This window comes from Chryseobacterium sp. G0162 (assembly GCF_003815715.1).
Classification (GTDB): Bacteria; Bacteroidota; Bacteroidia; order Flavobacteriales; family Weeksellaceae; genus Chryseobacterium.
Genome location: NZ_CP033922.1, coordinates 3,412,700 through 3,438,162 on the forward strand (window position 1 = coordinate 3,412,700; position 25,463 = coordinate 3,438,162).

General features: G+C 36.2%; 17 protein-coding genes. 5 read left to right on the plus strand and 12 right to left on the minus strand.

All coding sequences use genetic code 11. The features are described from left to right. Positions 1 to 2: 2 nt before the first annotated feature. From EG344_RS15465 to EG344_RS15475, 3 genes are all read right to left on the minus strand, one after another. On the minus strand, positions 3 to 1,106 hold the full coding sequence (locus EG344_RS15465; RefSeq protein ID WP_123910177.1) for an efflux RND transporter periplasmic adaptor subunit: 1,104 nt from the start codon (positions 1,104 to 1,106) through the stop codon (positions 3 to 5). Between the two features lie 191 nt (positions 1,107 to 1,297). After that, positions 1,298 to 3,970 (minus strand): magnesium-translocating P-type ATPase, encoded by a 2,673-nt coding sequence (gene mgtA, locus EG344_RS15470; RefSeq protein WP_123910178.1) that lies wholly within the window; start codon positions 3,968 to 3,970, stop codon positions 1,298 to 1,300. A gap of 11 nt (positions 3,971 to 3,981) precedes the next feature. Next, positions 3,982 to 4,680, minus strand: a complete 699-nt coding sequence (locus EG344_RS15475; RefSeq protein WP_123910179.1) for an MgtC/SapB family protein — start codon at positions 4,678 to 4,680, stop codon at positions 3,982 to 3,984. 438 nt (positions 4,681 to 5,118) lie between these two features. On the opposite strand from EG344_RS15475, the gene EG344_RS15480 reads away from it, so the two are divergent. After that, positions 5,119 to 5,970 carry an EamA family transporter gene (locus EG344_RS15480; RefSeq protein ID WP_123910180.1) on the plus strand — a complete coding sequence of 284 codons (852 nt, stop codon included), beginning with the start codon at positions 5,119 to 5,121 and terminating at the stop codon, positions 5,968 to 5,970. A 211-nt stretch (positions 5,971 to 6,181) separates the two neighbouring features. On the opposite strand, the gene EG344_RS15485 is transcribed toward EG344_RS15480, so the two are convergent. Together EG344_RS15485 and EG344_RS15490 are read right to left on the minus strand one after the other, a co-directional pair. After that, positions 6,182 to 7,549, minus strand: a complete 1,368-nt coding sequence (locus EG344_RS15485) for an ATP-binding protein (protein ID WP_123910181.1) — start codon at positions 7,547 to 7,549, stop codon at positions 6,182 to 6,184. A 16-nt stretch (positions 7,550 to 7,565) separates the two neighbouring features. Next, a complete protein-coding gene (locus EG344_RS15490; protein ID WP_123857513.1) occupies positions 7,566 to 8,267 on the minus strand; it encodes a response regulator transcription factor in 702 nt (233 codons plus the stop codon). Between the two features lie 122 nt (positions 8,268 to 8,389). Here EG344_RS15490 and EG344_RS15495 point away from each other — a divergent pair, with 122 nt between their 5' ends. Together EG344_RS15495 and EG344_RS15500 are read left to right on the plus strand one after the other, a co-directional pair. Continuing rightward, a complete protein-coding gene (locus EG344_RS15495) occupies positions 8,390 to 9,022 on the plus strand; it encodes a YiiX/YebB-like N1pC/P60 family cysteine hydrolase (RefSeq protein WP_185145563.1) in 633 nt (210 codons plus the stop codon). Positions 9,023 to 9,335: 313 nt separating this feature from the next. After that, on the plus strand, positions 9,336 to 9,647 hold the full coding sequence (locus tag EG344_RS15500; protein ID WP_123857511.1) for an NIL domain-containing protein: 312 nt from the start codon (positions 9,336 to 9,338) through the stop codon (positions 9,645 to 9,647). A gap of 434 nt (positions 9,648 to 10,081) precedes the next feature. Here EG344_RS15500 and murA read toward each other — a convergent pair whose 3' ends face one another. Next, positions 10,082 to 11,389: a UDP-N-acetylglucosamine 1-carboxyvinyltransferase gene (gene murA, locus EG344_RS15505; protein WP_123857510.1), complete on the minus strand. Its 1,308-nt coding sequence runs from the start codon at positions 11,387 to 11,389 to the stop codon at positions 10,082 to 10,084. Beyond that, positions 11,389 to 12,057, minus strand: a complete 669-nt coding sequence (locus tag EG344_RS15510) for a DUF4290 domain-containing protein (protein ID WP_123910183.1) — start codon at positions 12,055 to 12,057, stop codon at positions 11,389 to 11,391. Before EG344_RS15510 ends, murA begins: the two co-directional genes overlap by 1 nt. A 187-nt stretch (positions 12,058 to 12,244) precedes the next feature. Between EG344_RS15510 and EG344_RS15515 the strand changes: the two genes are divergently transcribed. Beyond that, positions 12,245 to 13,684 (plus strand): alpha-amylase, encoded by a 1,440-nt coding sequence (locus EG344_RS15515; RefSeq protein ID WP_123910184.1) that lies wholly within the window; start codon positions 12,245 to 12,247, stop codon positions 13,682 to 13,684. Between the two features lie 144 nt (positions 13,685 to 13,828). Here EG344_RS15515 and EG344_RS15520 read toward each other — a convergent pair whose 3' ends face one another. Continuing rightward, positions 13,829 to 14,239: a thiol-disulfide oxidoreductase DCC family protein gene (locus EG344_RS15520; protein ID WP_123910185.1), complete on the minus strand. Its 411-nt coding sequence runs from the start codon at positions 14,237 to 14,239 to the stop codon at positions 13,829 to 13,831. A 5-nt stretch (positions 14,240 to 14,244) separates the two neighbouring features. After that, on the minus strand, positions 14,245 to 14,712 hold the full coding sequence (locus EG344_RS15525; RefSeq protein ID WP_123910186.1) for a heme-binding domain-containing protein: 468 nt from the start codon (positions 14,710 to 14,712) through the stop codon (positions 14,245 to 14,247). 503 nt (positions 14,713 to 15,215) lie between these two features. Here EG344_RS15525 and katG point away from each other — a divergent pair. After that, the gene (katG, locus tag EG344_RS15530; protein WP_123910187.1) at positions 15,216 to 17,492 is read left to right on the plus strand and encodes a catalase/peroxidase HPI; all 2,277 of its coding nucleotides are present in this window, start codon (positions 15,216 to 15,218) and stop codon (positions 17,490 to 17,492) included. Between the two features lie 59 nt (positions 17,493 to 17,551). On the opposite strand, the gene EG344_RS15535 is transcribed toward katG, so the two are convergent. Genes EG344_RS15535 through EG344_RS15545 form a run of 3 tightly spaced genes read right to left on the minus strand, consistent with a single transcriptional unit; the run spans position 17,552 to position 25,461 of the window. Next, a complete protein-coding gene (locus EG344_RS15535; protein WP_123910188.1) occupies positions 17,552 to 18,232 on the minus strand; it encodes a hypothetical protein in 681 nt (226 codons plus the stop codon). Continuing rightward, a complete protein-coding gene (locus EG344_RS15540) occupies positions 18,233 to 21,811 on the minus strand; it encodes a DUF6443 domain-containing protein (protein WP_228412747.1) in 3,579 nt (1,192 codons plus the stop codon). 5 nt (positions 21,812 to 21,816) lie between these two features. Then, positions 21,817 to 25,461 (minus strand): DUF5977 domain-containing protein, encoded by a 3,645-nt coding sequence (locus EG344_RS15545; RefSeq protein WP_123910189.1) that lies wholly within the window; start codon positions 25,459 to 25,461, stop codon positions 21,817 to 21,819. Between the last annotated feature and the right edge of the window lie 2 nt (positions 25,462 to 25,463).

Here is a 25,463-nt window from a genome sequence, read left to right on the forward strand (position 1 = left end):
CATTATTTCGCATCCAGCATATAAATTCCACCCTCGGTCATGATGGTGTCTCCCACTTTTAATCCGGAAGTGATTCTGATCATTTTCTGATCCGCTTCTCCGGTGGTTACTGAACGTTTGGCAAATTGATTCTTGCCTGTTTTGATCCACACATATTGAGAACTGTCCTGCTGCATGAGTGCACTGATCGGAATCATAACTGTTTTTTGAGGAGTCGTAGCAAAATTGACAGTCGCATACATACCGGGTTTGAGTTTTCTGTCCGGATTATCACATTCGATAAGGACTTTTATACTTCGGGTATTTTCATCTACGACTTCATTGATGTGATACACTTTTCCAGTGATATTTCTGTCCGGATAAGCACTTACTTTTACCGAAACATGATCTCCGATATTGACAAAACGGATATCTTTTTCCTTTACATCTCCGGAAATCCAAACTTTGGATAATTCTGCAATGATGATGACAGGGTCTGCATCGCTTTTTAGAAATTGGCCGTTGACAATTTTATTGGAAATAATTTCTCCGTTAATTGGGGCTCTTACAATAAGGGGACTTCCGATACCTCCGCCTTTGCTGTTATAAACTTTCAATGCAGAAGAAGCATTGGAAAGGGATGTTTTTTTATTTTTGAAATCGGTTTCTGCCTCGTCAAGTTCTTTCTGAATTCCGACTCCATGTTTTACCAGATCCTGCTGACGTCTGTAATTTTTCTCTGCGAGCTGTACATCATTCAAGGCATCTGTATAATCTTTCTGAACTGAAAAATAATCAGAGGAAAGGATTTCAAAGAGAGGGCTGTTTGCTGAAACATTTTGTCCAAGCTGAATGAATGATTTTGTAATTCTTCCGGAAAAGGGGCTGGCAATTTCAGCATAATGGTTGGGAATAGCCTGAATGGTTCCTGCTGAAACGATTCCGTCGCTATGTTCCTGCTCAGAAACGACTTCTGTTTTTATTTTTTTGAATACTGGGTTGTTTTCAGGGACGATTACATTTTCTCCTTTTACCAGAAGATCCTGATCCTGAGAATCTTCACTTTTGGGATTTTTACAAGAGGTAATAAATGTCAAAAGTACTATTTTGAATACTGCTTTTCTCATATAAGATGTTTATAACCACTAATTTAATTCTAATTTTCTTTTTATATCAATACAGTGTGATATTTATTTAAAATACCTTAAATGCTTGTTTTTTGCCGTTGCAAAAGTATTTCTATCCTTTCTGATAGCCGGTTAGAGAACCTTTAGAATGCTATTAGAATACCATTAGAAAGGATGGTATTTCTGAGAAATTATAGCCATTGTCCGAATTTTTTAATGAACCATTGTTTCACAAATTGGGTAAGGATGCAATATCCTGTAAGGATTCCTATCAGATAAGGGAAATAGCTTAAAGGTAAAGGCTGCATTTTCAGATATCCTGCCAATGGGGTGAAAGGAATAAGGATTCCAATCAACATGATTAAGCTCGTTAGGGCAACAACCGGTGCAGCAGCCCAGCTTTGGATAAATGGAATCTTTTTGGTTCTGATAATATGAACAATCAAAGTTTGGGACAACAGTCCTTCTACAAACCATCCGGTCTGGAATAGACTCTGATGCTCTGGTGTATTGGCTTTAAAAATAAAAAACATTACAGCAAACGTCATATAATCAAAAATGGAACTCAAAGGACCAATATAAAGCATGAATTTTTTAATACTGTCAGCTTCCCATTTTTTGGGTTGTTCCAGAAAATCTTTATCCATCGTATCCCAGGGAATAGAGGATTGTGAAATATCATACAACAGATTTTGAGTCAGAATTTGCAGCGGCAGCATTGGCAGAAATGGCAGCAATGCACTGGCGCCAATCATGCTGAACATATTTCCAAAATTACTGCTGGCCGTCATTTTTATATATTTAATAATATTCCCGAATGTTCTTCTTCCATAAATAACTCCACTTCTGAGTACCATTAAGTCTTTTTCGAGCAAAATGATATCCGCACTTTCTTTGGCTATATCAGCTCCGGTATCGACAGAAATTCCAACGTCTGCTTCTTTTATAGCTGCTGCATCATTGATTCCGTCACCCATAAATCCTACAGTATGACCTTTGGATCTTAATATTTTTACAATGCGTTGCTTTTGTAATGGGCTTACCTTGGCAAAAACGGAATATAAATCCATGTCTTTGCTGAGTTCTTCATCACTCATATTCTCCAGTTCATCACCAAGCATAATGGTATTGATGGGAATTCCTACATCATGACATATTTTTTTCGCAACAATATCATTATCTCCGGTGATTACTTTTACTTCAACACCTAATTTATGCAGGGCTTTGATACTTGGCTCTGCAGAAGGTTTAGCGGGATCAAGAAATCCAATAAAACCGGTAAGGATGAGATGATTTTCATCTGCAACAGAATAATTGAGTGGATGATCTCCTTCAAATTCTCTGATGGCAACCAGTAAGACACGAAGCCCTTCTGCATTGAGCTTTTCAGACATTCTGATGATTTTTTCCTTCATAAGGTCATCTAACGGAATAATATTGTCATTCTCTATATGAAGGCTGTGGTCATCACCCGGATCTAAAGCATATGTACACAAAGACAACATTTCCTCTACCGCTCCTTTTGAGATCATAAGGTGTTTTCCTTTTGAAGTATTCAGAATGACAGACATTCTTCTTCTTTCGAAATCAAAAGGAATTTCGTCTACTTTCAGATAGAGTTCATCAGCCTTCATGAGATTGTGGACTTCTGCATGATCCAGAACAGCTTGATCCAGCAGGTTTTTTAAGCCGGTTTGATGAAAACTGTTGAGGTAAGCCCATTTCAAAACCTCATCATCATCAAGACCACGCACGTTGAGGTGAGTTTCCAGAACGATTTTATCAAGGGTAAGGGTTCCGGTTTTATCCGTACAGAGAATATCCATAGCGCCGATATTCTGGATGGCATTCAATCTTTTAACGATTACTTTTTTCTTACTCATATTTACAGCACCTTTGGCAAGGTTAGCGGTAACAATCATAGGCAGCATTTCAGGAGTAAGTCCTACTGCTACTGCAATGGCGAATAAGAGTGCCTGCATCCAGTCTCCTTTCACGAATCCATTGATAAGGAAAATGACAGGAGTCATGACCAGCATAAACCGAATCAGTAAAAAGCTTACTTTGTTGACTCCGATATCAAATGCGGTTTCAGGCCTTTTGGAAACCAGGCTTCTGCTGATGCTTCCGAAATAAGTGAAAATGCTGGTGTTAACAACCACAACCGTAGCTGATCCACTGACTACATTGGTTCCCATGAAACAGATGTTTTGAAGGGTAAGTGGATTCCTGTTTTTGGTATCACGGATAGGAAATGCATTTTTTTCAACAGGTAATGCTTCTCCTGTGAGAATAGATTCACTGATGAATAGATCTTTGCTTTTCAAAATTCTGCAATCGGCAGGAACCATATCTCCGGCAGAAAGAATCACGATATCTCCGGAAACTATTTCAGTGATTTCTATTTCTTCACTTTCTTTGAATTTCCTTTTGGTAAGACAGCTGGTTTTTACCATTTTTTTCAATGCTTCTGCTGCCTTATTACTCCGAAATTCCTGAATAAATCTTAAAACAGTACTGAACAATAGCATTACTGAAATAATAATACTTGTACTTAGATCTTTCTCTCCTTCAGGAACGAGAATTACATCGATAAATAAGGAAATTACAGCAATGCATGCCAATATATAATTAAAGGGATTAAAGAAAGAATGAGCAAACTGCTTCAGCCATGAGGGGGCTTTTTGAGTAGCAATTTCATTTTTACCGTAAATTTTCAAACGGTCTTTCACTGTGTTTTCGCTAAGGCCTTCTTCTGAAGTTTCCAGCATAGCGTAAACCATTTTTTCGTTCTCTGAAGCGGCTTCTTTTAACTTAACAAGAGCGGCTGAATTGAGATTTTTGTTGGAAGTTTTTTTTAACATGGCTTCAATGGTTATAAATCATTTTCAGTACCTATAATTTCCCAGCTTACCTTGATAACTTTATCTTCAATAGTAAGTCTGCTGGCGGTTTTTTCCATAAAACTGTCTTGTGGTGTAGAAGAATGAACTTCTGCCGTGATAATGGCATTTTCCGGAACACCGTTATCATCGCTGGTAAGAGATTTCAGTAGTACTTTATCATTTCCACTTAATGATTGCATGAGTTGTACCCGGAGATGGTTTTCTACCTCACTTTTACATTTGATGCTGAGTAGATATTCGGTGTAGTGATTTCTGCTGCTGATATTGTTCCCTAATTTTACTCCCAATGGTCGGAGAATAAGATGGGTGAGGATAATAAAACCACTGGTAATAGCAGCTTCCAAAGGAAGTCCTAATGCGGAGAGTGCTCCTACTGATGCAGAGCACCAGATGGTGGCAGCGGTATTAAGACCTCTTACGGTAAGTCCATCTTTCATGATAACTCCACCTCCTAAAAAGCCAATACCACTGACGATATAAGAAGCTATTCTGCCTGTGGCATCACCACCGATCCGGATAGAGAGAAGAACAAATGCTGCGGAGCCAAGGCATACCAGAGTATTGGTTCGGAGACCGGCGCTTTTTTGACGCCATTGTCTTTCAAAACCTATGCTGGCACCCAAAGCAAATGCCGTGAAAAGACGAAGAGTAAATTCGAATGTATTCATAACTTTTCCTTTTTTTATAAAGCTTGTAAAGCTGTACGGGAAAAGTGAGTACAACTAAAGCTTTTAAGATTGATAATAACTGTAAGGATCTGCGTCCATGTGCTTTATTTTTTACACTGCAAAAGTAGTAGAACTGGCTTTTTTCACCTGTTAGAAAAGCTTTAGAATGTTATTAGAATTATATTAGAGAAAATAATGATGACACTTTTTAAAATAAAAAATATAAGCAGAATCATGTTTTTAATGAGCTCTATTTAAGATTGATACTGTTCGTAGATTTATCAATGGTTACAGATTAGAATTAAAGCTCTCATCTGTAACCATTTTTTAAGATAAAATTTCAATACATTTGGCAATAATTCAGCTTTATACAATAAAGTTTGTTTTATCTCCCGGTTTCAAACCAAAAGTTGTCTTTATAAATTATATATTTTAGAAATGAAAAATTCAAACTTAGCGATTCCTGCCACATTGTTAGCCATTATCTGTGTACAGGGTGGAGCATCTATTGCCAAGCAGCTTTTTCCGGCAATTGGAGCTATTGGAACCGTTACTTTGAGGATTGTACTTTCTGCTATTTTGCTTACTATCATCAATCGTCCTAAATTTTTACAGTTTACTCCACAAAAATGGAAGTATTGTGCAATGTATGGAGTGGGATTGGCTGCAATGAATCTTATTTTTTATATGGCGATTCAAAGAATTCCATTAGGATTGGCTGTAACCGTAGAATTTGCAGGTCCTTTGTTTCTAGCATTGGCATTATCCCGTAAGTTATTGGATGTAGTTTGGGCATTATTAGCCTGTGTAGGAATATTGCTTATTGTTCCCTGGAAGAGCGATCATATAGATTTGTTAGGGCTGGGATTAGCTTTTCTCGCTGGAATATTCTGGGCTCTTTATATTGTAATGGGCGGGAAAGTTTCTAAAATAATGGATGGAAAAGATGCCGTAACCACAGGAATGTTATTTGCCAGTCTGGTAATTATACCTTTCACAATATGGGATGGAGCGGTCTTTAATATTACACCAACTATTTTTGTCAAAGGATTGGGAGTCGCTATTTTATCAAGTGCTTTACCGTTTTCTTTAGAAATGATGGCTTTAAAAAAGCTTCCTGCAAAGACATTCAGTATCCTGATGAGCCTGGAGCCTGCATTTGCAGCCCTTTCAGGATTAGTTTTCCTTGCTGAAGAGTTATCTTTTTTACAGTGGATTTCTATTAGCTGTGTAATTGCTGCCAGTATAGGAACTACAATGTTCAATAAAACGGCGACCTCTCATAATTAATTTCTAAGAAGATTAATTTTATTTCCCACAGATTACACGGATTTTCACAGATGATTGCATAAAATCTGGTAAAAATATTTTAGTCTCGCAGATTGAACGGATTACACAGATTTCTTGATTATTGTACACAGATATTTGCGAACACAAGAAAATCAATAATTTCTAAACTTCTGTGTCTTTTGCGGTTCAAAATATTGTCAGATAAAAAAAATTAAGCTGTTTCAATATCAAATATCACTGTGAAAACAGTCTCATTATTCTCAGATGTTACTTTGAGGGTTGCGTGATGAAGATGAATAATTTTCTCAGTCAGAAAAAGCCCAATTCCATGTCCCTTTTCCTGCTTGGAGGCTTCACTTCTGTAAAAAGGTTCAAAAATATGGAGTAAGTCTTCCTGTGAAATGGTAATTCCTGTATTGATAAAGCGGATCAGAAGGTTTTCGGTATTTACTTTTACATCAATCAGACAGGTATGGAACGGCGAATATTTGCAGGCATTATCGATGAGGTTATTAAAAGCAACCTGTAACAAATATTCATTTCCCTGCACAACAAGCTGATGTTCTTCTATAGCGTTATCAATATTCAATGAAACTTTATATTCTGTATTTTCCTTTATTATTTTCGAATAAGATTCTAATAAAATTTCATCCAATCGTACTTCTGAAAAACTGATTTCATTAGGATCATAGCTGGCTTTGGCAAGATCCATCAGGCTATTGGATAACTTTACCATATTACGGGCGTCATCCAAAGCGTATTGAATAGTCTGTTGATATTCTTCCTGGGTCTGTTCCTTTTCAGAAGAGAATTCCAGTTCTGTAATAATAGCAGATAGTGGGGTACGCAGTTCGTGTGAAATATTGGATACAAAATGTTTTTGAGCATCAAACGAATTTTCCAGGCGCTCAAGCATTCCGTTGAAATTTTCAGCCAGTTCATTAAGCTCATCTTTCTCACCCGTGGCTTTTAAGCGCAGTTGTAATTTCCCGGCAGTGATATTCTTTATTTGATGAACCATTTCACTTAGCGGGTTCAATGCTTTTTTTGAAAGAAATATTCCGGCTAAATAAATTAATATTAAGATACTAATGAAGGCAATAATACTGATGGTTAGAAGATGATTGATTGATTTATAACCATATTGATCGTACCCCGCAGCGGTTACCAAATATTCCTTTCCATTGTGAGAATAGATGGTTCCTATAGCCTGCAGATCATCAATGAAAAAACTGATGTCTTTCTTTTTTAGAATACTGGAAAGCATTTTCGGATCTTCCTTAACAAAATCTACCTTTGAATCATCATGATAGACCAGATTGAACTCAGGATCATAGATGGCTACCTGAACTTCATTAATTGTTTTTGTGTTATTCTTGTAAACACGGTGCATTTCCTTTTCACTTAATGTACTTTGAAAAAAAAGATTGGCTTTTGCTACCGCTTCGTTTCTGAGTTGGGCATAAAATGAAACTTCCCTGGCTTCACTCGAAGAATAGTATACTGCAATACCGTAAAATATCATCAACATAGCCGTGACAAAGGTAAAAAGTAGGGTAAGCCGGGTTCTTATTTTCATGCCTTATAAGTATAAGTTATTGTTGATGTTCTTCATACCCTTTTTTAAGAATAAAACCCATTCCTGCTTTGGTATGGATCAGCTTATTCTCAAAATCTTTATCAATTTTTTTACGGATATAGTTGATGTACACATCAATAAAATTAGTGCCGGTATCAAAATGGGTTTCCCATACTTTTTCTGCAATTTCACTTCTGGAAAGTACTTTCTCTGAGTTTTCCATCATAAATTTGAGAAGGTTGAATTCTTTAGGGGTCAGTTTGATAGGAACATGATCTCTGCTTACCGTTTTCTGTTCCAGATTCATTTCAATCCCTTCATATTTAAGGACAAAAACTTTTTGCTGTCTCTGTTGTGAAAAACGCTTTAGAAGGACATTAATTCTCGCCACCAACTCACGCATTTCAAAAGGTTTGGTCATATAATCGTCGGCACCGGCATCAAATCCTTCCAATTTGTCGTCCGTAGTGCCCAAAGCTGTAAGCATTATGACCGGAAGATTAGGTTTCAGAGCTTTTATTTCATTACAAAACTCCAGACCACTTTTTTTAGGCAAAACAATATCAGTGACTACAAGGTCATAATTTTTCTGCAATGCCAGTTTTAGTCCTGTTGATCCATCATATGCTGTACTTACTTCAAATTCAGCTTCCTGAAGTCCTTTTGTGATAAGCTTGGAAAGTCTGTCATCGTCTTCTACTAATAAAATATGAGGCATAAGAATAGGTGAAGTGTTTGTGAGTGAAAAGGTGAAGTGATATTCTTCACAAATGTAATGAATTCTATTTTGTAATTTTGGCGGAATAGAGATATAATTGAATGTTAGAATTTAAGAAAAGAATGAGTAGAATTGCGGGCATTTTATGTTTATTAGTGTTGTTTTTGACTCAATGTACTACCCAGCAAAATACTATCCAGCTTCAAAACGGAGATTTACTTTTTGTTACAGCTAAAGAAACAGGACTTTCCGGAGCCATTAATAATGTTACCCAAAAGCAGAAAATAGCTTCTTTCGATCACATCGGTATTCTTGAAAAAGAAGGAAAGAAGTTATTTGTTTTGCATGCTGCTCCAAAAGGGGGGTCCCAAAAGCAAACTCTCAAGGATTTTGTTAAAGATCAAAAAAGGGATCAGCAGAATGTTGTAGTCTATCGTCTGAAACCCGAATATCAGAAATCAATTCCTGTTGCTATTGAAAAGGCTCATTCTATGTTGGGAAAGCCTTATAATTTCAACTATATTTTGGATGAAGATTCTTATTACTGTTCAGATTTTGTAGAAAGAGCTTTTCGGAATGATCACATTTTTAAATTAGAACCTATGACATTTATTGATCCTAAGACAGGAAAAACAAATGCATTCTGGGAAGGATTCTATACTAAGAAGAACCTTAAAGTTCCTGAAGGAGAGCCTGGTTGTAATCCGAACGGATTGGCCGGATCTGAAAAAATAGAAAGAGTAGGAGACCTTTAAGGCTGGATGCTGGAGGAGAGATGCCGGAAGCTATTATTGTTGATATTACTTATGAAGGCCGGAATTAGGTCGTGTTAGGAATGATAGAAAAGAGTGTTATTGATGTTTGTCATTTCATGACTTCCAGTCTCCGAATTCCTTGCATACCGAATCTGACTAAAATATAGAGAAGCTTAATAGCTTCTTTTTTTTATGTTAATTTTTAAAAAACATTAGTCTACTAATTTGGTGGACTAATATTTTTTTATATTTTTGTGACAGATTTAAATGCAGAGCGCAATATGATCTGAGTACTAACCCAAAATGTTTAGCAATGATTACACCTAACCCAAGCCTGCAGGTTTTTCAAAATAAACTGAACCTGCCTAAAAAAGAATTATTATTGGAAATAGAATTGAATGGCAAAATGAAATTTGAGCATTTAATGAATACCATCTATAATCAAATGGGGATATGTCATAGAGTGTTATCAGCGAATGTGGAGTATGTGAACGGATATAGTTTTGGTTCGGTACAGTTGTATATTAATGTCAATTCAGAAGACTATCAAAAACTGGAAGTCTATCTGAATAAAAATAAACTTTTGAATACAACGGTAGAATATCTCTGCCGAAAGTATTTTTAAGGGAGATTCATATAGTTTTAATTACTCAAAGTGTCTGGTTCTTTTACCGGGCACTTTTTATTTTATTCTGAATAATTTTTTATTATCTCGCAGATCAAACAGATTACACAGATATTTTAATATGAAAAAAGATGAAATAAAGAATAAATTTTCCAGGGTAAATTTTCAATGTTGTCAAAGATTACAATTGAAGGAGCGAAAATTCCCCTCCGAAGGAGGGGTGTCAAAAATTCAAAGAATTTTTGACGGGGTGGTTCTAAAAAGAACTTGTATTATTTTGTAAACGCAAATTTTTATTTCCAAACCTTATATTCTAAGGAAGCAAAGTAATAATCAATTAAAATTGATTTAACGAAGCTTATGTTAGAATGGTGAGATATAGTCATAAAAAAGCGCTCAGACTTTTCTGAACGCTCTATGTAATAAAAATAAGTTTAGATTCTTTCGATATCGGCACCAAGTGCTTTTAGTCTTCCATCGATGTTTTCATATCCTCTGTCGATTTGCTCGATGTTGTGGATAATAGATTTTCCTTCTGCAGAAAGAGCAGCGATAAGAAGGGCATTTCCGGCTCTGATATCCGGGGAAACCATTGTTGTTCCTCTTAACGGAGCTTCCTGGTTTAATCCGATTACGGTCGCTCTGTGTGGATCACATAATATGATCTGAGCTCCCATATCAATTAATTTATCTACGAAGAATAATCTGGATTCAAACATTTTCTGGTGAACCAGGATACTTCCTTTTGCCTGTGTAGCTACAACTAAGATGATGGATAATAAATCCGGGGTGAATCCAGGCCATGGAGCATCAGAAATGGTAAGAATAGATCCGTCAATAAATTTCTGAATTTTATAATGTTCCTGAGCAGGAATATAAATATCATCACCACTTTGCTCAAGCTCAATTCCCAGTTTTCTGAAGGTGTTAGGAATAACTCCTAATTGGTTCCAGTTTACATTTTTGATGGTGATTTCAGATTTCGTCATGGCAGCAAGACCAATCCATGATCCGATTTCCACCATATCAGGAAGCATGGTATGTTCCGTACCTCTTAAATAATCTACTCCTTCAATGGTAAGAAGGTTAGATCCGATTCCTGAAATATTAGCTCCCATTCTGTTCAGCATTTTACATAATTGCTGAAGATAAGGTTCGCAGGCAGCGTTATAAATTCTTGTTTTGCCTTTTGCTAAAGCGGCAGCCATTACAATATTAGCTGTTCCGGTCACAGAAGCTTCTTCTAATAAGATGAATTTTCCTGTAAGTTCTTTCGCTTTTAAAGAATAGAAATATTCTTCTTCGTCGTAATGGAATTCAGCACCAAGTTCAACCAATCCCTGGAAATGGGTATCCAGTCTTCTTCTTCCGATTTTGTCACCTCCGGGAGTTGGCATATAAGCTTCTCCATAACGTGCCAACATAGGACCCATCAACATAATTGATCCACGAAGTTTGGCTCCGTCTTTTTTAAATTCATTGGATTTTATATAGTCGAAGTTTACCTTATCAGCCTGGAAAGTGTAGTCTCCATGACCATTTTTAGTAACCTTTACACCGAAGTCTCCAAGAATTTCAATCAATCTGTTTACATCGTGGATATCCGGAATATTTTTAATCCTTACTTCCTCATCAGTCAACAGCACTGCACATAAAATTTGTAGAGCCTCATTTTTGGCTCCTTGTGGAGTTATTTCACCCTGCAGTCTTTTCCCTCCTCTTATTTGAAATGTTCCACTCATTATTTTCTGTTTTTATGATTGTTATTATGCCTTCTTTTATTAGGTTGGTTGTTATTATTCTTATTGTTACTGTTCCTATTGTTGTTATTGTTATTATTTCGGTTGTTGTTATTGCTGGTGTAGTAAATCTTACTTTTTTCAAGAGAGTCAATTCCTGTAAGATCCAACCTGTTTTCAGACAATTCTTTCAGGTGTCTGAAGATAACATCATCCGTTACGTGTTCTTTATTGTAAACATTATAGGATTTCTTCATATTGTTGGCAATAACCTCGATAAGGGCTTCTTTTTCATCACCTGTTTCCAGTTCTATTGCTTTTTCTATCAATTGAAGAATACTTTTTCCATAAAACTTAAAGTCACCTTGAAGTTTTGGATATTCCATTCTTTTAGGTTTTTCTGCCAATTGTTCCGGGGTAGGGAACGGATAAGGAGATTCTACGTCCAGATCATGATTAGCAAGAATAAAAAGATGGTCCCAAAGTTTATGTTTATAATTTTCCTCGTCGCGAAGTTGTGGGTTTCTCTGACCCATAAAATCGATGATTGCCATAGCCATTTCGTTCCTTTCCTCTTTGGTAGGAAGTTCTTTGCAGCGCTCAACCAACTGTTGTATAATTCTGCCGTATTCCGGCATATGAAGCTGAGTTTTTTGGGTATTGTATTCCATAGTATGCAAATATATGGATTAAAAGAAAAATTGTTTCGAGAATCTTAAAAATTTATGATTTTTTAATGAAAATTTCAGATCCAATTCTCTTTGAATTATTATTTAAAACAAAAATATTTCTCCTTATTTTGAATTTGTTTTTAATAAAACTGTAAATTGGCTGTCATATTGATAATTAAATATTCCAATGAAAAAAACACATTTTATTCTTTCCCTACTGGCTTTAGCGCTTGTTGGCTCCTGCCAGAATAACGATGAATTAAGTACAAAATCCGTGAAGAAGGAAGAGGTACATGATAAAATAGTAAATGTAACCCATCATGACGGAAGACCATTCAGTACGGGAACTGGATCTGGATCAGCGCAGGCAAAGTTTGTGGCAGGTCCTGGTGGCAGCGTTCTCATGCAGGGATTCTATTGGGATGTTCCCGATGGAGGAAATTGGTGGAATACTGTTAAAGATAAATTAACGGCATGGTCCAATGCCGGAGTTGGCGCTGTGTGGCTTCCTCCGGCTTCAAAAGCCCAAAACGGAGCCTATTCCATGGGATATGACCCTACAGATTATTATGATTTCGGAAACTTTAATCAGAACGGAAGTACAGAAACCCGGTTTGGATCAAGAACCGAACTGGAAGCATTGATTACAAAGGCCCATGCAGAAAATATGCAGGTCTATGCTGATATTGTTATCAATCACAACAGTGGCGGTCAGTCTGAAGCTAATCCATTTACCGGAACTAATACCTGGACTAATTTCTCAGGAGTTGCTTCCGGAAAATTTCAAAGAAACTACAATGACTTTTATAAAAATGCTTATGGAAATAATGATGAAGGTTCCTTTGGTGGATTCCCGGATTTGTGCCATGCCAATCCACATGTACAGGATTGGTTATGGGGAAGAGATGATTCTGTCGCAAAATATTATAAAAATGTAATGAAGTTTGATGGCTGGAGATTCGATTATGTGAAAGGATTCGGACCTTGGGTTGTGAATACCTGGAACTCTAAAGTGGGAGGCTTCTCTGTTGGTGAATTATGGGACTCTAATGTGAATACCTTAGAATGGTGGGCTAATAATGCCAACAGTTCCGTATTTGATTTCGCTGCTTATTATAAAATGGATGAAGCTTTCGATAACGGAAATCTGAATGTACTTAATGATGATATGATGTGGAAAAGAAACCCGTACAAAGCGGTGACCTTCGTTGCCAATCATGATACGGATATCATTTATAATAAAATGCCTGCTTATGCTTACATTCTAACCCATGAAGGATATCCTACTATTTTTTACAGAGACTATGAAGAATGGCTGAATAAAGAAAGGCTGAACAACCTGATCTGGATTCACAACAATAAAGCTACAGGAACCACTTCTATTTTATATACAGATAATGATGAATATATCGCAAGACGTAACGGTTACAATGGGAATCCGGGACTTGTGGTTTATATTAACACCTCATCAAGCTGGCAGGAAAGATGGATCGATACGAATTGGAGTAATCAGCAGATTAAGGATTTTACCGGAAATTCAAGCTGGTATCCTACAACACAAGGAGATAAACGGGTGAAAATTCAGTGCCCTCCGAATAGCTATTCTGTGTGGTCGCTTAATTTATAAGTAATGAGTAATGAGTAATGAGTAATGAGTAATGAGTGTCGGATTCTGAACTCAAAATAATATAATCTCTCGCAGATTTTGCTGATTAAACAGATTCTTTATGAATAATATAAATATCTGTGTAGATGTGAAATCTGTGGGAAATTATACCTGAATAAACTTTTTCTTCTGATGCTGATCCGGAAGAAAACATTTCTGATTAGCCAGTTTCATTCTGTTTCTAGAAATAACATCATAAGCCTTGTCACTCAGAAAGGCTGGCATTATTTTACCAATAGCTGAAAGTTTATAAATTCCGCCTAAGATATTGGCAATTTGGAGGACCGCTCTGGATTTTATGAAATAATACTGTTTGGGCTTCCAAAGGTATAAAGTGTTGAAAACTTTTGATTCTAAACCTCTTTCTGATAAGAACTGCTGTCCGAATTCGGATTGAAGTGAAGCAAACATAAATTGGTCTTTGGTATCTCTTTCCAGAATCCATTGCACCCAGAAATTGCAGACGCCACAATCTCCGTCAAAAAATACAATATGTTTGTTTTCCCAGTTTTCCACAACTTTTATTTATTAAACATGATCCTTCTTTCTGTGTCTTCTTTGGCTTGTTTGAAATACTTCACAAGATCTGCACGCTGTTCATCGGTTAGCTTGGCATCCTGATGTCCGATATAATAGGATTCAAGCGGCATTTCTTTTTTCTCCACCATTTCCATACACTCTTCAAGCTTACGAAGCTGTCTTTGAGGTTCATATACTGCAAAGGTAGAAAAATTAAGATGCTTTCTGCCTTCATTAATATGATTTTTTACATACCATGAGACGGGTGAAATATCAGCATACCACGGATATTTAGTTTCATTGGAATGACAGTCATAGCAGGATGTCCTGATGATCTTGGCTACTTTTTCAGGAGTATTTTTTATTTTCAAAAAGTCCATGCCGGGTGTAGGGCGTGGATTGGTTTTATCGATAGGAAAAAACTGAATGATAATAAAGGCTACAAGGAGAATAATGAGTACTTTTTTCATAGAAATTTATGTTTGTGGATTATAAAGATAGTTAATTTTTTAATGGTGAGACTGAAAGTTGGAAGATGGGATCGGGAGGTACTTGAAGACTAAGTTTAGATGTTCTTTTATGAAAAGGTTTTAGGTTGATGCCAGAGCTGAACAAGTGAAGTTTTTGTTACTGGAAAAAAAGCGAATCAACAAAATGAATTTGTAAAGTTGTTTTCTTACTACAAGAAACTTTCAATTTTTCAGCCTCCCCCTTCCTGCTTTTTTCTCTTACGTTGAGTTATTCTAAATAGAGCAGAGGTAACCCAATGGATTTAAAAAATGACTAACTTAATACCACAATTGTGTCTATAGTTCAGATGCTGTCGGAGCTGTTTTGTTATAGTTTTTAACTATCATTGAAATAATTATTAATAGATTGTATTTATTGAATGAACGTTGTAAGTTTGTCATGTCCTTACAATAAAGAAGTTACTTAAGCTGTATTAATCAATATAAAAAATAAATAAACGACAATGGAAAAAGATTTGAATGACATCAGTAAATGCCCGTTTCACAACGGAACAATGAAGAAGAATGTAGCAGGTGAAGGTACCCAAAACAAAGATTGGTGGCCGGATCAGTTAAGAGTAGATCTTTTGCGCCAGCATTCATCACTGTCTAATCCTATGGATCAGGACTTTGATTATGCAGAAGCATTTAAAAGCCTTGACCTTGAAGCAGTGAAAAGAGATCTTCACGCGTTAATGACGGATTCACAAGATTGGTGGCCGGCAGATTTTGGTCATTACGGACCATTATTTATCCGTATGGCCTGGCACAGTGCCGGAACCTATCGTGTGGGCGATGGTAGAGGTGGAGCAGGAGCAGGACAACAGCGTTTTGCCCCATTGAACAGCTGGCCGGATAACGTAAGCCTTGATAAGGCAAGAAGATTATTATGGCCTATTAAACAGAAATACGGAAGAAATATATCATGGGCAGACCTTTTAATTCTTACAGGAAATATAGCCCTTGAATCTATGGGATTCAAAACTTTTGGATTTGCAGGAGGACGTCCAGATGTATGGGAACCGGATGCAGATGTATATTGGGGATCTGAGAAAACATGGTTAGGTGGAGATTTACGATATGCTCACGGTTCTGAAGGGGTCGTTGAAGGACATTCTGCGGTTCTTCCTACCGATGATAAAGCAGATGGAGACATTCACTCAAGAAACCTTGAAAATCCGTTGGCAGCGGTGCAGATGGGACTAATTTATGTAAATCCTGAAGGACCGGATGGAAACCCTGATCCGATTGCAGCAGCTAAAGACATCAGAGATACTTTCGGACGTATGGCGATGGATGATGAGGAGACTGTAGCTTTAATTGCAGGTGGACATACTTTTGGGAAAACCCACGGTGCTGGTCCGGCAGATCATGTTGGCAAAGAACCGGAAGCCGCCGGAATTGAACAGCAGGGATTAGGATGGTCAAGTAGCTATAAGTCCGGAAGTGGAAGAGATGCTATTTCCAGTGGTTTAGAAGTAACATGGACAGAAACTCCGACTCAATGGAGCAATTATTTCTTTAAAAATTTATTTGAAAATGAATGGGAACTGACGAAAAGTCCTGCCGGAGCTCACCAATGGGTAGCAAAAGACGGTGCGGAAATCATTCCTGACGCATTTGATTCTAATAAAAAGCATAGACCCACTATGTTGACAACCGATCTTTCATTAAGATTAGATCCGGTGTACGAAAAAATTTCAAGACATTTTTATGAAAATCCAGATGCGTTTGCAGATGCTTTTGCAAGAGCTTGGTTTAAATTAACCCACAGAGATATGGGACCTCGTGCCCGTTATCTGGGACCGGATGTTCCTCAGGAAGAACTAATCTGGCAGGATCCTATTCCGGAAGTAGATCATGAATTGGTTAATGATGCCGATGTTGAAGCACTTAAAGCGAAAATTTTGAGCTCTGGATTGACTATTTCTGAACTGGTTTCAACAGCTTGGGCTTCTGCTTCCACTTTCAGAGGAAGTGATAAGAGAGGAGGAGCTAATGGTTCAAGAGTAAGATTAGAGCCTCAAAGAAACTGGGCAGTCAATAATCCAGCTCAATTACAGAAAGTTTTAGGAGTATTGGAAGGGATTCAAAATGAATTTAATGCTCAAAATGGAGGTAAGAAAATATCTTTAGCAGATTTAATTGTTTTAGCAGGAAGTGCAGCTGTAGAAGCTGCTGCAAAAAATGCTGGTCATGAGGTGAAAGTCCCTTTTGCACCAGGAAGAATGGATGCTTCTCAAGCACAAACTGATATAGAATCTATGGGATATCTGGAACCTGCCGCTGATGGATTCCGTAATTATCTGAAAACGAAATTCACTGTTTCTACAGAATCCTTATTAATTGATAAAGCACAGTTATTAACTCTTACTGCTCCGGAATTAACTGTTTTGGTAGGAGGAATGCGTGCTTTGGATACTAATTTTGATGGTTCAAAAAATGGGGTATTCACCAGCCGTCCAGGGGTTCTTACTAATGATTTCTTTGTTAACCTTTTGGATATGGGAACCCAATGGAAGGCCATGTCAGAAGATAAAGAAATATACATGGGAACAGACCGAAAAACAGGTCAGCCAAAATGGACAGCTACCCGTGCAGATCTTGTTTTCGGATCGAACTCTGAGCTAAGAGCAATTTCAGAAGTATATGGAAGTGCTGATGCACAAGGTAAATTTATCAATGATTTTGTATCTGCCTGGACGAAGGTGATGAATCTGGATAGATTTGACTTAGCTTAATTTTTTTAATATTAATAATAAACAGGCTGCCTTGGAAAGGCAGCCTGTTGCTTTTGTTATTATTTTAATGTATCCAGAACATAAATTTCATTCTGACCGGGATTCTTATTATTATCTTCAAATAATTCAGTAAATAATCCTTTTATAATAATCTTCTGATTTGATTTTGGGGCCTCGACATTCACAAAGAAATGAGAATCTTCCTGTATGCAATCCAAATCTGAGTGTTTCACTTCCTTATTGTCAATATAAAGAAAATATTCAAACTTTTTTAATAAGTTTTTTTTGGGGTATTCACTAGGCGTGTAAAAGCTATACTTAAAAGTATTTTCTCCTTTGCTTAATTTTTCTTTGCTAAAAAACTTACTGTTTTTATTATAGTTTCCTTGATTATTAAAAAGAATAAATTGATTTACCTTTTCTTTATTATCAATAATCCGATATTCTACTTTAGCATTGTATTCATTATTGTCTCTAGTATTTATGATTTTCCACCAATTTATTTTTTGCCCTGTATTATTGATATACCCATCAACCCGATACTGATTAAAAACACCACTAACTTTTGTTAGAGAATCGTTGATTTTGATTCTGTTGACATTTTTTAAAGTATTCAAATTAGTTGCAGTTGAAAAATAATCAGTTGTGATTATGTCTTTATTTGTTGCAACCTTGTTGACTGATTTCTCACAGGAAACCAATGAAAAAATAATTATAAAAATGAAAAAAATACCTCTCATTTATTTAAAGTTTTTAATTTTTATATGTCTCGATGAATCAGTTCTATCTATTAAACGCGGATAGGCTAATGTATCATCTCTTCTGTGCCAAATTCCAGGAATCGTATCTTTAAAGCTACCTTTTTGATCAATTGTCCAGGTTGGGTATGAAGAGTAAACTGTATCACTTCCCTTTTGACTGCGAAAAAGATCAGAGAATTCTCTCATTCTGTCTCCACCCCATACTGCTGCATAGATTCTACCTGCCCATGTTGCCATTTTTTTAGAACCATCTGCAGGGAAAGTACTAGGAGCAACAAAACTTCCCCAATCTAAGTTAGTGACTTTGTCCCCAGGTCTGAATTTATCCCAAGTACTTGCATCAAAATCTGTTCTTGCAAGACCTCCTGTATTGGTGATTTGAGGGAAATCTTCATGTGTCCATGTTGTCCATTTTCCACCTAAAGACATTGGTAAAGCATGAAAGATTGCTTTCATAGACCCTAGTTCGTCTGTGTCAAGCCAATCTGCTGTACCTCCTTTGTTCAACTGTACGAAACCTCTTTTACCTCCATCAATACTTGCATTGGCTAGAACTGTACCATTTTCAGCAAAACCATCTACACCGGGTAATTTTTGTGCTTGTTGTGCTGTTGTAATATTTTCATTATACTGCCAAACTCCATCTTTTCTGATCCAGTCTAGTTCACTTCTGCCATCTGGATCTGTAAAGCGGATAGGATTGTTTAGAGCATATGAATAAGGTGAAAATCTACGTGACTTTTCTGCCTGTGGATCCAAGACACCCCAACGCCCGATGTCTGGCATATACATTCTAGCTCCATAGTCATACATACCACTCTCCTGAAGTTCCTTACCGTTGTATTTGTAATTCGAATAGCCACCTAAAAGGCCTTTACTTCCTCCTCCTATATGATTAAGCCCAAAAGGATAATAATTATTGGTGTCAACTATTTCAAGGATTCCACTGCTGTTTTTAGCATAATTTACTCTAGCATTTCCTAAATGATCTACATATTGGTAAATATAGCGGTTTTCTGTAAAACTGTAAAAACCTCCAGAAATTGGAACAAAATCAAGAATCCATTTTGGTTTAATTGGTTTGATAGGACCAATAATACCTCCTTTTAAATTTTCTTGATCAAAAGTGATACTGGTTTTGCACCATGGACACGGTCCTGAATTTTCATAATAGGTGTATTGAAACCCATCCAGATAATCAGTGATTTGAGTGGTTGAGTCCTGTCCTTTTCCTCCTCCCGAAGAATACGTCTTACTTATTTTCGTTCCATCGGCTCTATAGAAGTAAAATAAATTGTAGTTTTTGGCTCCGAAAAAAGGATCACTTTGAGTAATTCCATAGTAATTGGGTAAGTTGAGGTAATTATATGTTATTTGATAAATCCCTTTATCTGGATGACTGGTCATATTTCCATTCCCTTCACTATTATCATTATCATAAGTAATGGTTGCCGGAGTAGGAATATAGGGATAACCGGTAGGGTTTTGCTGCTGATCCGTAATTTTTGTTAACTTATTACCTATATAATCATATTTCAAGTTATCAATGGCAAATGCAGTAGTATTTCCTATAGTCATTTCACCTGATCGTCTCAGTCTTGAAATATTTCCATTGAAATCATAATCAATTTTTTCGTAGAATTCTTTGGCACTTTCATTTCCTGCTTTTTGATAAAATCCTGCTGAAAGTCTATTGAGGGGATCATAGACATATCCATATGTTTTTAGAGGTTCATTATCTTCAGCAAGAGTTTTCCAGGATACTTCAGCAATATTTCCGTTGAATCTGGGTTTTACCTTTAAATCTGTAAAATCCTGATTAGGAACTTCAAGTCCATCTACCTGATTATAGTTAATTTTATATCCAAATAAATCATTTCCTAAACTATTGGGATTGTTGATATAGGTCATCCAGCCTCTGATATTGTAACGGTAATCCATAGTTTGAAGAGGCTGGGAAGGATCCGTTCCTCCAACCTTCTTGCTTTCCAGTTGAGAAATTTCATTGTATTTATTTTGAGCCAGGATTTCTATAGGATTATTATCTACCTGGTGGGTATGTACAACCAGTCTGTCCTGATGATCATAATCGAAATTTTCAGTAATCACTCTTTCAATATCAGTAGAGACTCTCTTATGAAGAGTAACTTTCTTTTTTTCCAATCCAGTGAAACTTAATTCTTTTTCAATCTTTGTGTACCCACCTAAATGATTAAGAGTGTAAGTGCTTATATTTCTTGCTCTTCTATCGTAGAATGTAAACCCTTTGGTCCAATTATCATCTTCTACATTTTTTGTATAAGATGCTAGCTGGAGCCCTCTTGTGCTTATAGAAGCAGCAGAGTTATCAGTGATTACCGATTGATTCATAATGGAAGCAGGAATTGTTATTTCGGGTGGTAAAGAAGGATAAGTATCATAATAATTTATAGTCAATACCGTTTCGATATCTACAAACATATTATTACTATAAAATATTTGCATTCCATTACGGGTGAATCCATTTGAATCACGGGTTTCAACAATATATTTGTCTCCTGCTTGATTTTGCATCTCAGATCTGCTGCCTCCGGGAATAATTCCCGTATAGACTACTCTTCCTATTTTATCATATTTATTAATAAACCATTTTCCTGATTTGCGCAGATTAGCGTCCTGGGTCATGATGACACGATCACTCTTGTCATATACTATAAAATCCCATCCTTTTCCAGGGAGCTTCTTTTCTATAACTCTGTTTTTTCTGTCATATATAAGCTGATAACAAAGAAGGTTGACAATGTTATCATCTAAAGTTCCTGCTGAAGCCAGAGGAGGAATGATATAAGCAAGTTGACTGTATTCATTATACACATAATAGGTATCGGCATTTTCCGTAGCACTAATTACTTTTCTGAGAAGAAGCACCTGATCTTCTGAGTTTTTATATTCAATCGTTTGGTTGCCATCTTCATCTGTTGTTATTTTTTTAATTAGTGTATTAGCAGTATGGTTGTTCGATTGTATAATTTTGGCTTTGTTTGTGGTATAGTCAAAAGTGGCAACGTACTTTTTTACTTCATCCCCATTATTAAAGTCATAATTAAACTGTAAAGGATGAGTATCCCATTGTGCACCCGCTGTTTTTTGCTGCAAAACTCTGTCAATAGGAGAATTCTCAAAAGTTTTTTCTGTGAATATTTTCTCACCATTGTAAAAGTTGGTAGCATCCGGTACAGGGAAGGGGATGCTTCCCGCTGCTTGCTGATAAATTTCACCATTACTGGTTGATGATTGTGGAATCGGTAAATATTCTCTACTTTGTCTACCTGCTGAGTCGTATATGGTAGGGATGACAAGGTCATTCCCCAATGGAGAGGCCTTTACATTAATTTTCTGTTTCTCTTTACCCAGCCCGTTATAATATTGTACGGTTTCAATTTTACTGGCATTTGGGCTCGAAGTCGCTATGGAATCCCGATAGACTCTTGTTTGTATATAATTTTCCGTATTGGTTTGAGCGGAAATTGCATTCGCTAAAAACAAAGGAAATATAAATATTGTATTGTTTTTTTTCATGATTATTAGTTAATAGGAAGAGCAAAACTTAGAATAATATCTGAATTGGGGTTATAAGAAGTAGTAGCTGAAAAAAGACTGGCATATACGTCTCCATTACTATTTACATCAATACTCCATGGATGAGCAAATATATGTTTGGAAAATTGTGGGCGACACATTCCATTGATCTTTCCGATTTTAACTCTTGTTCCTGCATTTCCCCAATTATAGTTTTTGGTGTTAAAAGCTATAGTAACAAGATAGTTTCCATAATAATTATTATTGGCTACACGATTGAAAAAGGTTGATGAATTGTTCCATACATTAAAGTCTGTAGTTACAGTGCAATCGAATGGCTTGGGTTCACATGTAGCATTTGCATTAGCGAGATTTTGACCATTAAGGTTTAATTCATTCTGTGCCATTTGATCAGCATCACCTTGATTGAAGAAGGATACAAAGGCTCCTTGGGGCAGGCTATAGGTATAATTTCCTGGGTTTTCTATATAGGCACAATTATTTCTGGTAAAAGTCTTACTCGCTGCAGCGCTTTTGTGAGCAGTAACCTTGTTGCTATAATTATAAGAATATTCCTTAATAATTTTATTGTTGATATCAACAATTCGTTCCAGTCTATTGGCTGTATCGTAAATATAATACTCCCTTACTCCTGAAGGAGGGGTTATACTTGTAATTCCTACTAATGGATCATAAGAATACGTTGAAATCTGATAGTCTTTTAAAGCAGGATTTTTTCTGAAGTTATCCAGTTCCGGAATGAAAGTTTGTTTTTCATAATTCGCGCTGGTATCAGAATCTGAACTGCTCACAATAGGTAAGGTAGTGTAACCTGAATTGGTATTTTGAAAGCCTAATTTTGTTGCAAGTTCAGCATAGGTAATCCCTTCAATTTTGGCAATAGGCTGTGTTTGTCCATAGCCCCAGATTATCGTTACTGGAATATTATCTTTTAGGGTGTATTGCAAAAGATTCCCCTTATCATCATATTTATCGTATGTAATTTCTGAATTGGCAAACTCAGGAGAAGGTAGTCCTAGAGTAGGGTGAGCCGCTATTGTTCCATCTTCCGTATAAGACGAAATATTTTTAGGTAATACTAAAAGACTAGTATCAGGGCTGACCTCAAAGAAGGTTTGATCTTTTTTCTGGAAGATATTATTCTTATAACTGGCAGTAATCATGGGAATTCCTATCATATTATAGGCAACCATGTAAGGAATTGCACGATAAGGGGGAAGGTGTTGTCCTGGCTGATTTCCCTGCCTTAAATCCATAGCATATTTATAGGTTGTCTTTATTGTTGAATTATCTGGTAGAACTGCTTCTTCACTAGTTAGTTGATTATGATAGGCTCCTGTATAAAAATATTTTCTTGTAGTAGAAGACTCTTTATTTCCACTGTATGTTGTAGTGGTCTCGGATTTTAAATAATGATTGTAAAAATATACTCTGTAGGCTGATACTTCTGCTAAAGAGGTCATGTATCTTTCAGTTGCCTGAGGTGTGCCAGCCGGAGCAAGTGAACTAAATATCCCATAATCTCCGATTTCAAGACTTAAAAATCTACCATATTTTTCAAACCTTTGAGGGTCATTGGAATACTCATAAGTATGTTTTGTAAGCTTTTTACCTAAATGATCATATTCTGTTTTCGATAATATTTTGGCTCTTTCATTTTCTAGAGAATTGTATTCCTTATAGAATGTTGAAGCTGGATTGTAATATTCTGTCTGGCTGCCTCCCCAGCTGATAGAGCTTGATGGCGGAGGACCCGCAAATCCTAACATAAACCTGCATCCTGTTAAAAAATTACTTGCTTTAAGATCCATATATCCATTATCCTGATTGGAAAAAATATACTCTGTAACCCCTCCATTAGAAAGCTTTTCATATACTTTAGTATACACAATATGAGAATTATTGGTAGCATTAAATATATTGGAGGATGACATTTCCTGCATGATAACATTTCCTGAAGCATAGCTTTGTATCTTTGATGTTACCCCGGTAGATAATGGATTATTCCCATAATAATCATTAACATAAAAGTATTGCTTCTTCTTTTCCAGACTTCCATCGAAATCGATAATTTCTTTAATTCTAAACCCACCTGTTGTCTTATCAGGACCATAACTTGGATAAAAACCATTATTATAAGCAAGAGTTCCGGAATAGGTATGAGGCTCATAAATGAATTTAGAGTAACCGCTTGTAGGATAGGTAATCTTTTCTAAAATCTCATTAAGCTGGAAATTAGGTTCGCGAGATTGATAATAGTTATCACTTACCTGGGCAAAGTTATCCAGATTTACAGAATAGGGATTAAAGTATCTATTATTAAAATATCCCCAGTGGTCTGTATTGGTACTGTGGAAATCAGGAAATAGATTAGGGTTGTATTCAAATCCATATTTTTTAGCTGTTGGAGCATCTTTTCCTATTATAACAGCTTGAAGTTTCAAACGTCTGGATGGATTTTCGTCGTATCCAAATGAAATCTTATCCACCATAGTGTTCTTGTGGTTGATGACAATGCTTTCAAGTTTGTATCTATGTTTATAATTATAATAGTTATTGTCCGGTCTAATATCATTTCTGTCAATGGTTGCTCCACTCATTTTAAACTCCAGACTATTGGCAATTGATCTGTTAAATATAAGTTCACCAGCATCAAACGTAATTTTATTGAGATAAGAAAGATCTCCTTCTTCAAAAGTGGCAAGTCTGAAACAATCAGCTTTGTTGATATTGAAGGAACAACCAATAGAGCCAGTCCAGTTTTTAAAGGAATGCAGCTTGTAGTTGGCAAACATTTGTTTGTTATAAACTCTACCTACCTGACTATAACTGAAATCAATTTTTTTATTGGTGTTGTATTTTATACTTGTTAAATGCCAGTTTTTAACATAATTGTAGAACTCAACATCTATAATATATTTTTTTCTTAATTTATATCTTTCAATAGACTCAGGGCTACCTCCAAAAGTGTAAATATTTCCTTTACTGTCTGTAATGGTAAATGAATAAATGAAGCTTGGCATACCTAAGTCATTATTTCTTAAAACATCAGTAACAATAACGTCTTGTTCATTACAGTTAACAATCCATTTACCCTGATGGTTTTTAAAAAAGCTTCCATGAAGATTGCCAGCAGAAAAATAAAATATATCAGGTGATGCTGCTTTTTCTATATTCTTGCTATTGGCTACATAGGTTTGCATTTTACCATAAGAATCCCAATCATCGGCCCCCAAAAAGTTTCCCGGATTAAAGTAATAGGCATTTCCATCTACCTCATCCACTTCACCTCTTAAGCTTCTTGTGACAGAACCTGCACTTGTAAGATTCCATCCTAAGCCTGTCCATGAGGGTAAATTATCAGGTTTATTGCCTGCTGTATCATAATATAGCCCTATATCAAATGAATTTTGAGAATCAACATGAATGGTATATAGATTAATATTGATGTTAGGTTTCCCTTCAGATATATTAACGTCAGTATCACCATATACTCCTAAAGAAGCAATATCAGGTTTTTTAAATAAATCTGGAGCATGATATCTTTGCCCTTCTGAAAACGGACCAAATTGGGCTTCAATGAGTATTGTCTTTAAAAGGAGCAATAGTATTAAAACTTTATATTTCATAA

What these genes read in the sequence shown, in the direction of transcription:
- EG344_RS15515 (WP_123910184.1), top strand. Translation starts at nt 12,245, where the DNA reads ATGAAAAAAACACATTTTATTCTTTCCCTACTGGCTTTAGCGCTTGTT.
- EG344_RS15525 (WP_123910186.1), bottom strand. Translation starts at nt 14,712, where the DNA reads ATGAAAAAAGTACTCATTATTCTCCTTGTAGCCTTTATTATCATTCAG.
- EG344_RS15500 (WP_123857511.1), top strand. Translation starts at nt 9,336, where the DNA reads ATGATTACACCTAACCCAAGCCTGCAGGTTTTTCAAAATAAACTGAAC.
- EG344_RS15540 (WP_228412747.1), bottom strand. Translation starts at nt 21,811, where the DNA reads ATGAAAAAAAACAATACAATATTTATATTTCCTTTGTTTTTAGCGAAT.
- EG344_RS15485 (WP_123910181.1), bottom strand. Translation starts at nt 7,549, where the DNA reads ATGAAAATAAGAACCCGGCTTACCCTACTTTTTACCTTTGTCACGGCT.
- EG344_RS15535 (WP_123910188.1), bottom strand. Translation starts at nt 18,232, where the DNA reads ATGAGAGGTATTTTTTTCATTTTTATAATTATTTTTTCATTGGTTTCC.
- EG344_RS15545 (WP_123910189.1), bottom strand. Translation starts at nt 25,461, where the DNA reads ATGAAATATAAAGTTTTAATACTATTGCTCCTTTTAAAGACAATACTC.
- murA (WP_123857510.1), bottom strand. Translation starts at nt 11,389, where the DNA reads ATGAGTGGAACATTTCAAATAAGAGGAGGGAAAAGACTGCAGGGTGAA.
- EG344_RS15490 (WP_123857513.1), bottom strand. Translation starts at nt 8,267, where the DNA reads ATGCCTCATATTTTATTAGTAGAAGACGATGACAGACTTTCCAAGCTT.
- EG344_RS15475 (WP_123910179.1), bottom strand. Translation starts at nt 4,680, where the DNA reads ATGAATACATTCGAATTTACTCTTCGTCTTTTCACGGCATTTGCTTTG.
- EG344_RS15495 (WP_185145563.1), top strand. Translation starts at nt 8,390, where the DNA reads ATGAGTAGAATTGCGGGCATTTTATGTTTATTAGTGTTGTTTTTGACT.
- EG344_RS15510 (WP_123910183.1), bottom strand. Translation starts at nt 12,057, where the DNA reads ATGGAATACAATACCCAAAAAACTCAGCTTCATATGCCGGAATACGGC.
- mgtA (WP_123910178.1), bottom strand. Translation starts at nt 3,970, where the DNA reads ATGTTAAAAAAAACTTCCAACAAAAATCTCAATTCAGCCGCTCTTGTT.
- katG (WP_123910187.1), top strand. Translation starts at nt 15,216, where the DNA reads ATGGAAAAAGATTTGAATGACATCAGTAAATGCCCGTTTCACAACGGA.
- EG344_RS15465 (WP_123910177.1), bottom strand. Translation starts at nt 1,106, where the DNA reads ATGAGAAAAGCAGTATTCAAAATAGTACTTTTGACATTTATTACCTCT.
- EG344_RS15480 (WP_123910180.1), top strand. Translation starts at nt 5,119, where the DNA reads ATGAAAAATTCAAACTTAGCGATTCCTGCCACATTGTTAGCCATTATC.